Origin of the sequence: Paenarthrobacter sp. NPDC058040, assembly GCF_042885775.1 — a bacterium.
Lineage (GTDB): Bacteria > Actinomycetota > Actinomycetes > Actinomycetales > Micrococcaceae > Arthrobacter.
In genome coordinates this window covers 17,601-32,120 of record NZ_JBHVRN010000012.1, presented here as the reverse complement: position 1 = coordinate 32,120, position 14,520 = coordinate 17,601, and the positions used below count along the sequence as shown (strand labels likewise).

Sequence of the window (14,520 nt, the reverse complement as noted above, 5' to 3'; positions counted from 1 at the left end):
ACAGCATGCACGAATTCCGACGCGATGACGTGGTTGAGCTGCTCCGGGAAGTGGAATCCCGGCTTGCATCCCGTGGCGTCACCTTGGACATCCAGATCGTAGGCGGCGCCGCGCTTTTACTGCACGGCCTCCTGGACCGCGCGACCACAGATATAGATGCTCGATACGCTCCTGGTGAGATCGTGGATGAAGTCGCTGCCGACATGGCCCAGCGGTACGACTTGCCCTCGAAGTGGCTGAATAGCAGCGCGGCGGCATTTCTCCCCGATGAAGCCAGATGGATTGCCGGTCCCGATGGGACCTCATCAGCCGTCAAACTTGCCGATCTGCCCACTTTGGCTGCGATGAAGATGGCAGCGGAGCGAGCGAAAGACATTGAGGACCTTGGCCACATCGTGCTCGCACTAGGCATTGAAGACGCCGACGAACTCGTCCAACTCGCTTTTCGAAAATACGGAGAGCATTCTGTGGCGCTGAGCGCCCCCGCCGACAATTACGAGATTGTGGCAGAGGAAGCCCTGGCCGCCGCCCGAGCACTGCGGACGCTACCCCATCACCCACGCCGCCCCCAGCAGCAACGGCACGGCGAGGATTGACGTGGTCACGGCCGTGGACTGGGCGATCTTCTGGCCCACCCCATACCTGAGGGCGTAAAGCACCACGTTCTGGCCCGTGGGCAGGATGGCGCAGGCCGTGACCACGAACGTGCTGAAGGAATCCAAGCGGAAGACGAACACCGCCAGCACCCACGCCAACGCCGGCTGGACCGCTGACTTGAGGATCACGGCGAGCGTGGTGGGAGCCCTATCCCCGATCCCCTGCCCGGCGGAGAGGCCATGCAGCGACATACCAAAGATGATCAGCATGAGCGGCACCGCGAGCTGGGCCACGAGCTTCAGGGGATCGAGCGTCCACGACGGCAGCTCGATGCCCAAAGCGCTCACAATGACGCCGAGGATGGCAGCCACCGTCACCGGATTCCTGAAGGGCGTGGCCAGTATCCGCCACACGGAGACCTTGGTGGCGGTAGGGTTCGTGAGGTCCAGGATGGTCAGGGCAATGGGCGTCACCAAAGCCAGCTGGAACAACATGATGGGCACCACGTAGGTGGTGCTCCCCAGGATGTATTGGGACAGCGGGACGCCGAGGTTGGTGGAGTTCACGATTCCCGTAGCCAGGGCACCGATCGTAGTCCGGCGGACACCCCAGCGGAAAATCGTTCCGGCGAGGGCGAACAGCAGCATCACCGCCGAGGCCGTGACCACCGAGATCAAGCCGGTGGGACTCAGGACGTCGCTGATGTGCCTGGACGCAATAGTGGAGAACATGAGGCTGGGCAGGCCCACCATGAACGTGAGTGCAGAGAGCACTTTGCTGCCATGTGGGCCCAAGGCGTTGGTCTTGCCCAGGACGTAGCCGACCAGCAGGACCACGCCCACCACGAAGAAGCCCTTCAGTACTCCGTCCAAGCTTCTTGTCCTTCGATTCGGCAGATGATGGCCCTCAGCGATGGTAACCGTTTTCACGCAGCCCATGGCCCGAACGTCTGCTACGTCACAGCGCCCGCGAGGGGTCCCGCGCTAAACTGATCGCATTATGATCCGCACAATGTTCAAGTCCAAGATTCACCGCGCCACGGTGACTCACGCCGACCTCCACTACGTCGGTTCGGTCACTGTTGACCTGGACCTTCTGGACGCTGCCGACATTCTGCCGGGCGAACTCGTCTCCATCGTGGACATTACCAACGGGGCCCGCCTGGAGACCTACACCATCGCCGGCGAGCGCGGTTCGGGCGTCATCGGCATCAACGGTGCAGCGGCCCACCAGGTCCATGTGGGCGACCTCGTCATCCTGATTACCTACGCCCAGATGACCACCGAAGAGGCCAAGTCCTACCAGCCCAAGGTGGTTCATGTCGGCCAGGACAACCAGATCCTGCAGCTCGGCAACGATCCCGCCGAGGCACACACCCCGGGGCTGCTGCGCCCACCGCACGCCTTGAGCAACGCAGCGCACCTCAGCTGACGCAACCACACGCCAAACTACGACGGCGGCACTCGCGCGAGTGCCGCCGTCGTGGTTTTTCACAGCTGTCCGGATGACGGACCTTGGGCCCGTAAACGCTTACCGGTCCAATAAATCTGATTAGGCTGGAGGCGTGACCCAACTCTTTCCCGCCAGTGCGCCATCATGATCGGCGTACTGTCCGGGTTCTTCGTGGTGTGGGCCATCATCCTGGTGGGCATGTTCGTTGGCCGTCGCAACATCCTCGGTGAGAACGCGCGGTCGGTCCTCAGTTCATTGACCTTCTTCGTCGCCAGCCCCGCCCTGCTGTTCGAGACGCTGAGCAAGGCCAGGCTGCACGATGTGTTCGCTGCACCCCTGCTGGTCACGGCGGTCGGTGCGATCATCACCGGGCTTTTGTTCTTCCTCATAGCCAAGTTCTGGCTGAAGCGCAGTCTGCCTGAGTCGCTCATGTCCTCCATGAGCTCCTCGTTGGCCAACTCAGCGAACCTCGGTATTCCCATCGCGGTGTTTGTCCTGGGTGATGCGAGCTATGTGGCTCCGCTGCTCATTTTCCAGCTGGCGTTCTTCACGCCGGTGTATCTTATGGCCCTCGATGCCAGCACCAGCACGCACCGAACCACTCCCCTGCGCTTCCTGCTGATGATCTTGAAGAACCCGATGATCGTGGGCTCAGCGCTGGGTTTGATCGTGGCGGGCACAGGGTTCCAGGTGCCGACGCTGATTTTGGAGCCGATCCATCTCATTGGCGGGGCGGCGATTCCGGCCATGCTGATGGCGTTCGGCATGAGCCTTAACGGTTCCAGGCCGTTGCAGAAGTCCACCGGCCGCAGGCTGGACACGCTCCTGGCCAGTGGCTTCAAGCTGGTTGTGCACCCCCTGGTCGCCTACCTGTTCGCGCGCTTCGCGTTGAACATGGACGGCCATGCACTCTTCGCGGTGGTGGTGACGTCTGCGCTTCCCACCGCCCAGAACGTGTTTGTCGCCGCGAACCGCTACCAGGCAGGCATCACCGTTGCCAAGGACACGGTGCTGATCACCACGATCGTCGCCGTTCCCGCGATGATTGCCGTAGCGCTGCTGCTCACCTAAGCGCCCCAACTGGGTCGCATTTGTGCGCGTTATGAGCGCTCAAAACGCGCACAGCTGCGACCCAGTTGGGCGGCTACTCGACGTCGGCACTCGCCAGGTAGTGGTCCAGGAGTTGGGCGCAGCGGATGAAGCCCAGGTGTGAGTACGCCTGGGGGTGGTTGCCCAAGTGCGTCTCCGTGGCGGGATCGTACTCCTCCGGCAACAAGCCCGTGGGCCCGAACAAGGCCACCAACTGGTTGAACAGCTCCAAGGCGTCATCCAAACGGCCAACAGCGAGGTACGCCTCAATCAGCCAGGTGGTGCAGATGTGGAAGCCACCCTCCAAACCCGGCAGGCCGTCGTCGTACCTGTACCGGAAAACGGTGGGCCCGACGCGCAGCTCGCGCTCAACGGCAGTCACGGTATCCAGGAAGCGCTGGTCCTTCACGTCCAAAAGCCCGGACAGGCCAATGTGCAGCACGGCGGCGTCCAGGTCGGGGCTGTCGTAGGCCACGGTGTAGGAAGCCGCGGACGAATCCCAGCCCTCCCGGAGGACCTCTTCGCGGATGGTGTCTGCTGTGGAGGACCAGTCGGCGTGCGCCGTCCGGCCGTGCAACGCCGCAGTACGCAACGCCCGGTCCAGCGTCACCCAACACATCACCTTGCTGTACACATGGTGCCGCGGCGGGCGCCGCGCCTCCCAGATTCCATGGTCCGGCTCGTGCCACCGGGCGATCACCGCGTGGGCCATCTGTTCCATGAGGAACCAGTGCTCGTCGGGGAGGAAGCCGCGGCGTTCACCGAGATCATGGATCAGTTCGGCGATCGGTCCGAACACGTCCAGCTGAACCTGGTGGTCTGCAGCGTTGCCGATCCGGACCGGGCGCGACCCAGCGTAGCCCGGCAGGCTTTCCACGATGGCTTCGGTGGATAGCGGAGCTCCGGTCACGGAATAGAGCGGGTGCAGCCACTCCGGCCCCGGGGCGTTCTCCAGGATCCGGCCCAGCCAACGCAGGAAGCCATCGGCCTCGTCCGTGGAACCGAGGTCAACCAGCGCGTTAACGGTCATGGACCCATCCCGCAGCCAGCAGTAGCGGTAGTCCCAGTTGCGGGTGCCGCCGATCCCCTCCGGCAGCGACGTGGTTGGCGCGGCAAGGACGGCTCCCGTCGGCTCGTGAACCAGCGACTTCAGCACCAGCGCCGACCGCCTCACCAGCGATGTGTTGACGGTGGGCAGCTGAAGGGATTTGACCCAGTCCCGCGAGGACTGCCCGACGGCGGCCCTCCGCTCGGGCTCTCCTCCCAGGTCAGCGGGCAAGGACTCCGTATCCCCGCAGCGCAGGTTGAGCACCACCGGACCGTACTGCAGGGGTACTTCCGCGGTGGCAGTGGCGTGCCGGCTGTCATTGGTGATGGTGAAGTCCACGCCGGGAGCGATGAGGATGATCGGATCGGAGGTCCCCACAACATGGACCTCATGCCCGCGGATCTCCATGTTGAACGGCGCGTTGGCATAATCGGGCCGGGGCGCGAAGACCACCCGCGCCGTGCCCGTGCCGGAGAGCACGCGGACCAGGCTGGTGATGCCTTCGGGAGCAGGTTCGAGGTAGTCGGTCACCGTGACGTCGGCCCAGCGCGTTTCCACGATCATGGTGTTGTCCACGTACCGTTGGGCCAGCACCGGCGAGGGTTTCACCGGCTCGATGCTGAAGTGACCGGCCGGGTCCCCGCCGAGGATGTGGGCGAACAAGGATCCGGAGTCCGGCAGCGGGTGGCTCATCCAACAGACCTTCGCATCCGGGGTGAGCAGGGCCGTCGAGGTTCCGTTGCCGATCATCGAATGCCGTTCCAGCCCGACTGCGTCCTCGCCGAAGAGCCATGACCGCCGGAGTTCGAACAATAAAGCCAGTACGCGCGCAAAGGCTTCCGGATCCGGAAGGGTGTAGGCCGCCGTCGTACTTCCCGGCCCGACGTGCAGGCCCAGGTCCGGGCCGCGCAGGGTGGCGAGGGCTTTTTCGTCGCTCGCGGCATCGCCGGCAAAGAGCGCCGCGCTGACGCCGAGGCGTTGGCGAAGCGTCTCCAGGGCTTTCCCTTTCGCGGGCTCGTCCACGGTCAGGTCCAGCACGGTTCCGTCGATGATGAAGTAGACGCCGAACTCAATCGCGATCTGCTGCGACTTGAAGATGACCCGCTCCACCACTTCGGGCGCCGCGGGACGCGTGTGCACGGCCACGCCTGCGGGTTTGCGGACAATGCTGACGCCCTTCTCATAGGCAACAGCCTCGGTCAGCGCCGTGGCCACCTGCTGCAGCAACGTTTCCGTGGCCAGGGTGAGGTTGTAGGCAAAGCCCATGTCGAACTCAACGCCGTGAGAACCCACCAAGTGGACCTCGGCGGGCAGCCTGGACACCGCGGCAAGGTCGCGCAAGGAACGCCCGGAGATGATGGCCGTGTGCGTGTTCGGCAAGGCCGCCAACGCACGCAGGGCCACTGCCGCACTGTCCAGGGGCAGGGTTTCGGTGGAGACGCCTTCCGCCGAGTGCAGCGTGCCGCCGTAATTGCACGCCACCAGCAGTCCTGGCTCCCGCGAGAGGATCTTCAGGTCCGCCATGAGTTCCTCGGTAATCCCCTGGTCCTGGTGGGGCCGGACGAACGATCGCAGAAGGCCAAGCGGCAGCGAGTTCATCAACAGTGCGGAATCGGCGACTGTCTGGTTCAACGGCGTAGGCATAGCGAATCCTTCCGAAGCGGATACGTATAGTTTCCGCCCGAATTGTTTCCCTCGTATACCTCGTAGTTGCAGGTGCGTTAAATTTCTTTGGCGGCCCGGCGCCTGTCCCCCGGGCCAACACAGGTCCGGATCAGGCCGGGACCAGTCCGGCCACCTCGGCCACCAACTCCACCGAGCGCAGGCGCTCCTCCGTGCCTGTGCTCTGGTGGGCCACGATGAGTTCGTCGGCGTCGGCATGCTTGGCGAATTCGTCGAGGTACTCACGGACGACGTCGGGGGTACCCACGGCCGAGAACTTCATCATCTGGGCGATGTGCTGTCCCTGCGGGGAGTCCAGGACAAGGTCCGCCTCGTCATCGGTGAACTGCCGTCCGCCGCCGAAGAACAGCGAAACGCGGGCACGCTTTACGGCGAGATGGATGGCTTGCGCCTCCGCGTTGGTGTCTGCCGCGGTGACATTGACTCCGGCGATGACGTGCGGCTCGGACAACTGCTCGGAGGGCTTGAAGTCACGGCGGTAAATAGCCACCGCATCGCGCAGGGCGGCGGGCGCAAAGTGTGAAGCAAAGGCGTACGGAAGCCCCAGTTGGGCCGCAAGCTGCGCACCGAAGAGGGACGAACCCAGGATGTACAGCGGCACATTGGTGCCCTTGCCCGGCGTCGCCTCCACGCCTTGGATGCGGGTGGGTCCCGTGAGGTAGCCCTGCAGTTCCAGGACGTCCTGCGGGAAACTGTCAGACGAGGTGTGGTCCCGACGCAACGCCCGCATGGTGTTCTGGTCGCTGCCGGGAGCGCGTCCCAGGCCCAGGTCGATGCGGCCCGGGTGCAGCGTCTCCAGGGTGCCGAACTGCTCGGCGATGGTCAGCGGCGAGTGGTTGGGGAGCATGATGCCGCCCGCCCCCAGCCGGATGGTGTTGGTGTGCGCGGCCACGTGGGCGATCAGGACGCTGGTGGCCGAGGACGCAATGGCGGACATGTTGTGGTGCTCGGCGTACCAGACCCGGCGGTACCCCAGCTCTTCGGCCTTCTGCGCCATGGCAACACTGCCGGCGAGGCTTTCAGCTACCGTCTGGTCCTTTCCAATGGTCGCCAGGTCGAGGATGGACAGAGGAACAGTCACGGGGATGCCTTTCGGTACGTTTCGCGGTGGCCGCAAACAGGAGGCGGCGCACTTAACCGACAACGACGGCGGTACCCGGCTTATTTCTGTGAGTTGCGTCGCGGTGCCCTGGGACCAGCGATTATGACCCTGTTCTACGTCCCGTTAACCGCCGTGAACCCTTGTATCCCAGCGTGTCAAAGTGCTTTGACCCTGCTCTCCGGCCTGCCGGATAGTTGCAGCCACAAGTACGCATCAGACTTTCACGAAGGCAAACCAAAAGGGGAAACCATGGCACGATTTGCAGCCAAAACCGGCGTCACTGCGGCGCTGGCCGCAACCGCTCTCTTAGGCCTCGCAGCCTGCTCCGACCCGGGCGCAACGGCGGCGACAGCACCGACGTCGAACGCGGCTTCGAGCTCCAGCACCAAGGAATTCAACCTCACTCCGGAGCAGAACCGCATCAAGGTCAGCGTTGACTCCGCAGCTGCAGCGCAGGTTCCGGACGCCATCAAGGCCGACGGCAAGCTCACCGTCGTGACCACCGGCGGCGCAGCTCCCTTGAGCCTTTTCGCCACCGACAACAAGACCCTCATCGGCAGCGAAGTGGACATCGCCTATGCCGTCGGCGAGACCCTGGGCCTCCAGGTCGAGGTTCTGCCTGTTGCTTGGGCGGACTGGCCGCTGGGCATCGAATCCGCAAAGTACGAGGCCGTCCTCTCCAACGTCACGGTGACCGAAGCCCGCAAGGAAAAATTCGACTTCGCCACCTACCGAAACGACCTCCTGGGCTTCTACGCCAAGAGCGATTCGAACATCGGCGAGGTCAAGGAAGCCAAGGACGTCGCGGGCAAGCGCATCATCGTGGGCTCCGGAACCAACCAGGAAGCCATCCTGGTCCGCTGGGACGAGGAGAACAAGAAGAACGGGCTGAAGCCGGTCGACTTCCAGTATTACGACGACGATTCCGCCTCCCAGCTGGCCCTGCAGTCCGGCCGCGCGGACCTGACCTTCGGTCCCAACGCTTCCGCCGCCTACAAGGCTGCGAAGGATGGCAAGACCAAGCAGGTAGGAACGCTGGAAGGCGGCTGGCCGCTGAAGGCCGAGATCGCGTTCACCACCAAGAAGGGCAACGGCCTGGCCGTCGCAGCGCAGACCGCCCTGAACAAGCTCATCAAGGACGGCAACTACGGCAAGATCCTGGACCGTTGGGGCCTCTCCTCCGAGGCGATCCCGGCCTCCGAACTGAACCCGGCAGGCCTGCCCAAAAAGTAGGAACCGCTCATGGCAGGCAGACCTGCCGACGCCGAATCCCCGCCGGACACCAACCGGCGGGGATTCTTTGTGCCCGCCTGCCCAACTGGGTCTCATTTGTGCGCGTTTTGAGGCGTCAAAACGCGCACAAATGCGACCTACTTGGGTGCTCAGAGGTGCGCAGGATCCGTGTTCGCGCCGCAAAGCACGACGGCGACCGTCTCACCATCGCGCGGGGCGTAGGCACCCGAGAGCAGCGCGGCGTAGGCAGCCGCGGCACCGTGTTCCACCACTATCCTGTGGCCCTCCCAAAGTCTGCGGCGGGCGTCGATGATGGCGTCGTCGCTGACCAGGACGCTTTGAACCCCGGTCCGCTTCGCTACGCCAAAGCCGATTTCGCCTACCCTCCGTGCGCCGAGGGAGTCAGCGGCAATTCCGGAAACGGGCACGTCCACCGGTTCGCCATGGGCCAAGGCAGTGTGCAGGGTGGGCACGGTTTCCGGTTCCACTCCCACCACGCGCGCCCTGCCCTCAACCGCTGCCGCGATGCCGCCCATCAACCCGCCGCCACCTACAGCAACGAGGATCGTCTCGACGTCGGGCAGTTCGTCCAGGAGCTCAAGCCCCACACCGCCGGCACCGGCCACGATCTCCGGCTGGTCGTAGGCGTGGCAGTAGACGGCGCCTTTCTCCTTAGCGAAGGCGACGGCCGCGGCGTAGGCTTCTGCGTATTCCGCACCACCCTGGACCACGCGGGCACCAATGGCGTAGAGCTTGTGGACTTTGTTGGCCGGAGCCGACTCGGGCACAAAGACAGTAGCCGGAACGCCCAGCTTGGCCGCGGCGTAGGCATTGGCCAACCCCGCATTGCCTCCGGATGCGACCACCACCCCGATCTCCGGATTCAGCTGCCCGTTTTCCCGCGCTGTGAGGAGCCGGTTGAAAGCGCCCCGGGCCTTGAACGACCCCGTGTGCTGCAGGTATTCCAGCTTGAACCACAAGTGATACGGTTCCCGGTTGCCGCTTTCCGCAACCGGCGTATGGCGCACCCACCCCGACGTCCTGGAGTATGCGGCTTCCACCTCTTCGCGCGTGACCATGAGCCTGCCCCTTTCGTCCGTTTCATCCTACGGTCAGGCAGGCAACGGACATCCCTATCCGGACGATCAGGCTTCGGGAATCACCATGGCAAAACGCTCAGGCCGGGCTACGTCCGGGTCGGGGCCGTTCCGTACCCCACGGTCCAGCGCGTCGATGGCAGCGAGGTCTCCCGCGGTGAGTTCGAAGTCGAAAACATCGAAGTTCCCGGCAATGCGCCCGGGGTTGGTGGACTTCGGAATGGCCGAGCGGCCTTGCTGGAGGTGCCAGCGGATCATGACCTGCGCCGGCGTCTTGCCGTGCTCCCGGGCGATCGCCGCAATCGCCGGATCCTCCATGACGTTCCGGCGTTCTTCTCCCCAGCCCGGGTAGAAGGTGATGCCACCGATCGGCGACCACGCCTGGGTGACAATGCCGTGTTCAACGTCCGCTGCCTGGACGTCCGGCTGCGTGAAGTAGGGGTGCAGCTCAATCTGGTTCACCGCCGGCACAATATCCGTGGAAGCCAGCAGTTCCTTAAGGTGGTGCGGCATGAAGTTGCTCACGCCGATGGCACGGACCCGCCCATCGGAGAGCAACTGCTCCAGGGCCTTGTACGCCGCGATGGTCTTGTCGAAGCGGTCAGGCGCGGGCTGGTGGAGGATGAAAAGGTCAAGGTAGTCCACGCCCAGCTTGCCCACAGCTTTGTCCCAGGCGTGCAGGGTCTCCTCGTAGCCGTAATCGCTCACCCAGACTTTGGTCTCGATGAAGACCTCGGCCCGGTCCAGCCCCGAGGCCCGAAGGCCTTCGCCGACCTCGCGCTCGTTACCGTAGGCCGCCGCAGTGTCGATGTGCCGGTAGCCGGCCGCGAGCGCGGCCTCGACGGCCGCCGTCGTTTCTTCCGGTGCGCTTTGGAAGACGCCCAAGCCGAGTGCCGGCATGGTCACGCCATTGTTGAGGGTCAGTTCGATAGTCATGCCAACAACGCTATGTACGGCAGCAAGGCAGTGGGAGTGCCCGTCATTACCCCCTTGGCGGTCCCAAGTAATGGCGGTGCCTCCCTCGCTGGACCCGGGCAGCGTAGCGTTGCTGGCATGACACACAGTGACGACGTTCGGAAGTTCCTGACCTCCCGGCGGGCACGCATCACGCCAGAGGCTGCGGGACTGCCTGCCTATGGCGGCAACCGACGCGTGGCTGGGCTCCGCCGCGAGGAAGTGGCCATGCTCGCCGGCATGAGCATCGACTATTACATCCGGCTTGAGCGCGGGAACCTGTCAGGCGCCTCGGACAGCGTCCTGGAGGCGCTCGGCCGCGCGTTGCAGCTTGACGACGCCGAGACGGCCCACCTTTTCGATCTGGCCCGCGCGGCCACGGCCGCCCCAAAGGCGCGGCGCAAACGGAGCCCGCGGACTGTCCGCCCGAGCGTTCAACGCGTCATCGATGCCATTACGACGGCGCCCGCTTGGGTCCGTAACGACCGTGGCGATGTGTTGGCGTCCAATGAGCTCGGGGCGGCGCTGTATATGGACTTGATGGCCGAGGAAACCACACCGCCGAACAGTGCCCGCTTCACCTTCCTGAATCCCAAGGCGCGCCAGTTCTTTGCCGATTGGGAGCGCAGCGCGGACGACATCGTGGCCGTGCTTCGTTCCACCGCAGGGAAAAACCCGTACGACAAGGACCTGACTGACCTGATCGGCGAACTCTCAACCCGGAGCGAGGAATTCAGGACCAGATGGGCGCGGCACGATGTGAAGTACCACCGGACCGGACGCAAGCGGCTCCATCACCCGATTGTCGGTGACCTGGACCTGAGCTTCGAAGCGCTTGAGCTCCCCGCAGACCCTGGATTGCGGATCAACGTGTACACCGCTGATCCGGCAACGCCTTCCGAGGATGCCCTCAAGGTGCTCGCAAGTTGGGTGGCGACGCAAAAGGAGACTACGGTCAGGGACAACCCGGTCCAGGAGAAGGGCTGAACGACTTAGGCTGGTGAAGTGCCTGAACAGTTCACCCTCCGCCCCTCCACCAGCTCCGACGCCGACTGGATTGCCGAGCTTCGCGCCGTGGTGATGCGTCCGGACCTCGAACGCCTCGGCAGGTTCGATTCTGTCCGCGTCCGGAACCGCTTCCTGGAGGCCTTCTGTCCCGAGAACACGTATGTGGTCCGGGTCCAGGGAACAGACGCCGGGGTCATCGCGGTGAGGCCTGAAAAAGACGAACAGTGGATCGAACACTTCTATGTGTCACCCGCGCATCAGGGACGTGGTCTGGGCGGAGCGGTCCTCCGCCGGGTCATGGCAACCTTCGCGGACAGCAGACCTTTTCGCCTCAACGTCCTGCAGGGCAGCCCCGCGCGGAACCTCTACGAGCGGCTGGGCTTCAAGCTGGAGTCCGAGGATCCCGTGGACGTGTTCATGGTGGCTCCCGGAACTCCTGCCCAGCACCCCCACCGGTGAGGTACGCTCAGCACAGACCCACGCACTATCGATGCTGGCTTCCGGGGGGAACAATGGGGAATTTTCGAGCGCGCACGGCAATCTTCGCGGCAGCAGCAATGATGGTGGGAGCGTCACTCGTGGGCGCAGCTCCGGCCACCCAAGCCGCGCCCCCGGCGCCGGCCGTCGGCCCAACGGCCATCATTGACGGTGTCCCCTACGTTGGTGCCGAACTCCGCAAGCAGTACGACTACGAGTACGCGGGCTGCAAGAACCCGGACGGCACCACCCCAAACGGCTACCGGGCCGAGTGGTTGCGGGACGGTGTCGCGTTGCCACCGGAGCGCCAAGGCGAGGTGCTCAAGATCGTGCCCGCGGACCTTGGCCACAGACTGGCCCTCAAGGTCCACCCTTCCACGCCGGCTGAACCGAGTTGCCCTGACGAAACCCGCATCAGCCCGGACACAGCCCCGGTCAAAGCCTCATCACGTGCCATGGGCTGGACGGACCGCGGAAATTTCGAGGCGTTGGGCCGCACGCAGGACGGCAAGCTCATCCTTTACCCGCGGACGTACACCTACATTCCCGGCAGTTGCGAGGGTGCCTGCCCCACGTACTTCGGGGAATGGGACGAACCTCGTCAGGTGGGCCAAGGCTGGGATGCGATGGGAATCGTCTTCTCCCCTGGTGACTTCGACGGGGATGGTTTCAACGACCTTCTCGCCACGGACGCATCAGGCAAGCTCTTCCTCTACCCCGGCGACGGCGACGGAGGCTGGCAGGAAAGGCGCCAGGTGGGCCAGGGATGGAACATCTTCGATTCGATCGTGGGCCCGGGCGACTTCGACGGAGATGGCCTCAACGATGTCTTGGCCCGCGACGCGGCCGGAGATCTCTACCTCTACCCGGGCGACGGAGAAGGCGGCTGGCTCTCCCGGTCCAAGGTGGGCCAAGGGTGGCAGGTGATGAACAAGATCATCACCGGCGGCGATATGAACGGCGATGGCCCCGTGGAGGTCTTCGGCCGGGACGGCAACGGCAACATCTCCATCTACCGGGCCGATGGCGAAGGCGGTTGGGACTCCTCCGCCGTAATCAGCGGAGGCTGGGACACGTTCACGAACATCGCCGGCCTGGGCAGTTTCGGCCACCAGCGCTACAACAACCTGTTCGCGGTCAACGGAAACGGTGACCTGGTGACCTATTCAACCGGCGCCTCCACGGGCGTGCTGTGGGGTCCCTACGGTCCCGTCGGCTCGGGCTGGAACGTGTTCCGCGAGCTGCTCTAGCCTGCCAAGGGCTAGAGTTGCTGCTCCCACACGGCGAGCTGGAGGCGCACTGTCCCCTGCCCGCCGTCGGACTGCGGCCGATTTTGCTGGATCATTCCACTACCCACCCGTCCAGTGCCGCGCGATTCCAGGCAGGAACGGAAGCGGCGGAGGAATGATCCAGCAAAATCGAGCAACTTCCTCATGATGCCTGGAGGACCTCACTGGAACGGACCGGCGTCTCGAGGCCCAGGTTTTCGCGCAGCGTCGTGCCGCGGTACTCCGTGGGGTAGACGCCGCGTTCCTGGAGCTCCGGAACCAGGCGGTTCACGATGTCGTCCAGGCCGGTGGGGATCAGCCAAGGCGAGATGTTGAAGCCATCCACGGCACCAACGCGGGCGTACTCGGCGAGGTGGTCTGCCACCGCGTTGTAGGAACCCGTGAAGGTCGCATCGATCCGGGCGGTCTTGGACGTGACGAATCCGCGGATGGAGAGGCCCTTGTCCTTGGCTTCGGCACGCCACTGGTCGGCGAGCTGGCGGGCCTTGGCACCGTGGAATCCGCTGCCGCGGGTCTCGGACGTTTCCTCCACCACGGGATCGATCTCCGGGAGGGGACCATCGGGGTCGTAGGAGGAGAGCTCACGGCCCCAGAACTGTTCCAGGTAGGCGATGGCCTGCTGCGGACCGATCTGCAGGCTGCGGACCCAGTCCTTCTTCTCCTGTGCTTCTTCGGGTGTCGCAGCGAGGATGAACTCGCTGGCCGGCATGATCTGCACGGCGTTGGCCCCGCGCCCGGCAGCAACCGAACGGGCAACGATGTCGCGGCGGAATTCCACGGCGTCGTCGAACTTGGGGTGGGCGGAGAAGATCACGTCTGCCTGGCGGGCGGCAAAATCACGGCCGTCGGGTGAGTCACCGGCCTGGAACAGCACGGGACGGTACTGGGCGCTGCGCGGCAGGCGGGGAGTGACATCCACGGTGTAGTGCTGGCCTTCATGGAGGACCCGGCGGGCAGGACCGGATTCCGTCTCCCACGAGTCCCAGATGCGCTTGGCAGTCTCGACGAAGGCCTCAGCGTGCTTGTACCGGTCAGCGTGGTCGAGGTAGCCACCGCGGCGGAAGTTGGCTCCCGTCCAGGCATTGTCCGTGGTGACGATGTTCCAGGCGGCGCGGCCACCGGAAATCAGGTCCAGGGAGGATAAGCGGTGTGCCAGGTCCGCGGGGTCGTTGTAGGTGGTGTTCTGCGTTGCCACCAGGCCAATGTTCTTGGTCACCGAAGCCAAGGCGGCGAGCATGGTTTGCGCGTCAGGGCGGCCCACGACGTCAAGGGCGTGCGGCCGGCCAAGGTGCTCGCGCAGGCGCAGCCCTTCGCCGAGGAAGAACGCAGCGAACTTGCCACGCTCAGCGGTCTGGACAATGTGGCGGAAGGACTCGAAGTCGGTCTGCGAGCCGGATTCGGCAGCTTTCCAGATGGTGCCGGAGTTGACGCCCTGGAAGAAGATGCCGAACTGGATCTGGCCGCTCGGCTGGAAGATGTCGCGTGTCATGG

Annotated in this window: 13 protein-coding genes; 7 read left to right on the top strand and 6 right to left on the bottom strand. The window is 64.5% G+C overall.

The window, feature by feature from the left end; genetic code table 11:
• The first annotated feature begins 5 nt into the window (after positions 1-5).
• A complete protein-coding gene (locus ACFVSJ_RS17140) occupies positions 6-596 on the top strand; it encodes a DUF6036 family nucleotidyltransferase (protein WP_387438147.1) in 591 nt (196 codons plus the stop codon).
• Here ACFVSJ_RS17140 and ACFVSJ_RS17135 read toward each other — a convergent pair.
• Entirely contained in the window at positions 546-1,469 is a 924-nt protein-coding gene (locus ACFVSJ_RS17135; protein WP_387438146.1) for an AEC family transporter, read from the bottom strand. The two genes, ACFVSJ_RS17140 and ACFVSJ_RS17135, sit on opposite strands and share 51 nt — an antisense overlap.
• A gap of 127 nt (positions 1,470-1,596) precedes the next feature.
• Here ACFVSJ_RS17135 and panD point away from each other — a divergent pair, with 127 nt between their 5' ends.
• Both panD and ACFVSJ_RS17125 read left to right on the top strand, forming a co-directional pair.
• Positions 1,597-2,028 (top strand): aspartate 1-decarboxylase, encoded by a 432-nt coding sequence (panD, locus tag ACFVSJ_RS17130; protein WP_387438145.1) that lies wholly within the window; start codon positions 1,597-1,599, stop codon positions 2,026-2,028.
• Positions 2,029-2,193: 165 nt separating this feature from the next.
• On the top strand, positions 2,194-3,120 hold the full coding sequence (locus ACFVSJ_RS17125) for an AEC family transporter (protein WP_387438144.1): 927 nt from the start codon (positions 2,194-2,196) through the stop codon (positions 3,118-3,120).
• Positions 3,121-3,193: 73 nt separating this feature from the next.
• On the opposite strand, the gene ACFVSJ_RS17120 is transcribed toward ACFVSJ_RS17125, so the two are convergent.
• Together ACFVSJ_RS17120 and ACFVSJ_RS17115 are read right to left on the bottom strand one after the other, a co-directional pair.
• Positions 3,194-5,830: a trehalase-like domain-containing protein gene (locus ACFVSJ_RS17120; protein WP_387438143.1), complete on the bottom strand. Its 2,637-nt coding sequence runs from the start codon at positions 5,828-5,830 to the stop codon at positions 3,194-3,196.
• Positions 5,831-5,960: 130 nt separating this feature from the next.
• Entirely contained in the window at positions 5,961-6,950 is a 990-nt protein-coding gene (locus ACFVSJ_RS17115; protein WP_387438142.1) for an LLM class flavin-dependent oxidoreductase, read from the bottom strand.
• A 270-nt stretch (positions 6,951-7,220) separates the two neighbouring features.
• On the opposite strand from ACFVSJ_RS17115, the gene ACFVSJ_RS17110 reads away from it, so the two are divergent.
• A complete protein-coding gene (locus tag ACFVSJ_RS17110) occupies positions 7,221-8,204 on the top strand; it encodes an ABC transporter substrate-binding protein (RefSeq protein ID WP_387438141.1) in 984 nt (327 codons plus the stop codon).
• A 149-nt stretch (positions 8,205-8,353) separates the two neighbouring features.
• Here the strand turns inward: ACFVSJ_RS17110 and ACFVSJ_RS17105 are convergent, their stop codons facing one another.
• Both ACFVSJ_RS17105 and ACFVSJ_RS17100 read right to left on the bottom strand, forming a co-directional pair.
• Positions 8,354-9,283, bottom strand: coding sequence for a threonine/serine dehydratase (locus tag ACFVSJ_RS17105; RefSeq protein ID WP_387438140.1), 930 nt, complete (start codon positions 9,281-9,283; stop codon positions 8,354-8,356).
• A 66-nt stretch (positions 9,284-9,349) separates the two neighbouring features.
• The gene (locus tag ACFVSJ_RS17100; protein ID WP_387438139.1) at positions 9,350-10,237 is read right to left on the bottom strand and encodes an aldo/keto reductase; all 888 of its coding nucleotides are present in this window, start codon (positions 10,235-10,237) and stop codon (positions 9,350-9,352) included.
• Between the two features lie 117 nt (positions 10,238-10,354).
• Between ACFVSJ_RS17100 and ACFVSJ_RS17095 the strand changes: the two genes are divergently transcribed.
• Genes ACFVSJ_RS17095 through ACFVSJ_RS17085 form a run of 3 tightly spaced genes read left to right on the top strand, consistent with a single transcriptional unit; the run spans position 10,355 to position 12,990 of the window.
• Complete coding sequence (locus ACFVSJ_RS17095; protein WP_387438138.1) at positions 10,355-11,242, top strand: helix-turn-helix transcriptional regulator; 888 nt, start codon at positions 10,355-10,357, stop codon at positions 11,240-11,242.
• A gap of 18 nt (positions 11,243-11,260) precedes the next feature.
• Positions 11,261-11,722, top strand: coding sequence for a GNAT family N-acetyltransferase (locus ACFVSJ_RS17090; RefSeq protein ID WP_387438137.1), 462 nt, complete (start codon positions 11,261-11,263; stop codon positions 11,720-11,722).
• A 53-nt stretch (positions 11,723-11,775) separates the two neighbouring features.
• The gene (locus tag ACFVSJ_RS17085; protein WP_387438136.1) at positions 11,776-12,990 is read left to right on the top strand and encodes an FG-GAP repeat domain-containing protein; all 1,215 of its coding nucleotides are present in this window, start codon (positions 11,776-11,778) and stop codon (positions 12,988-12,990) included.
• A gap of 181 nt (positions 12,991-13,171) precedes the next feature.
• Here ACFVSJ_RS17085 and ACFVSJ_RS17080 read toward each other — a convergent pair whose 3' ends face one another.
• Positions 13,172-14,518, bottom strand: coding sequence for an NtaA/DmoA family FMN-dependent monooxygenase (locus ACFVSJ_RS17080; protein ID WP_387438135.1), 1,347 nt, complete (start codon positions 14,516-14,518; stop codon positions 13,172-13,174).
• Positions 14,519-14,520 lie beyond the last annotated feature (2 nt).

Excerpts from the sequence above, each read along its gene's own strand:
- ACFVSJ_RS17120 (WP_387438143.1), bottom strand. The coding sequence starts at position 5,830 with ATGCCTACGCCGTTGAACCAGACAGTCGCCGATTCCGCACTGTTGATG.
- ACFVSJ_RS17110 (WP_387438141.1), top strand. The coding sequence starts at position 7,221 with ATGGCACGATTTGCAGCCAAAACCGGCGTCACTGCGGCGCTGGCCGCA.
- ACFVSJ_RS17100 (WP_387438139.1), bottom strand. The coding sequence starts at position 10,237 with ATGACTATCGAACTGACCCTCAACAATGGCGTGACCATGCCGGCACTC.
- ACFVSJ_RS17080 (WP_387438135.1), bottom strand. The coding sequence starts at position 14,518 with ATGACACGCGACATCTTCCAGCCGAGCGGCCAGATCCAGTTCGGCATC.
- ACFVSJ_RS17125 (WP_387438144.1), top strand. The coding sequence starts at position 2,194 with ATGATCGGCGTACTGTCCGGGTTCTTCGTGGTGTGGGCCATCATCCTG.
- ACFVSJ_RS17105 (WP_387438140.1), bottom strand. The coding sequence starts at position 9,283 with ATGGTCACGCGCGAAGAGGTGGAAGCCGCATACTCCAGGACGTCGGGG.
- ACFVSJ_RS17095 (WP_387438138.1), top strand. The coding sequence starts at position 10,355 with ATGACACACAGTGACGACGTTCGGAAGTTCCTGACCTCCCGGCGGGCA.
- ACFVSJ_RS17140 (WP_387438147.1), top strand. The coding sequence starts at position 6 with ATGCACGAATTCCGACGCGATGACGTGGTTGAGCTGCTCCGGGAAGTG.
- ACFVSJ_RS17085 (WP_387438136.1), top strand. The coding sequence starts at position 11,776 with ATGGGGAATTTTCGAGCGCGCACGGCAATCTTCGCGGCAGCAGCAATG.
- panD (WP_387438145.1), top strand. The coding sequence starts at position 1,597 with ATGATCCGCACAATGTTCAAGTCCAAGATTCACCGCGCCACGGTGACT.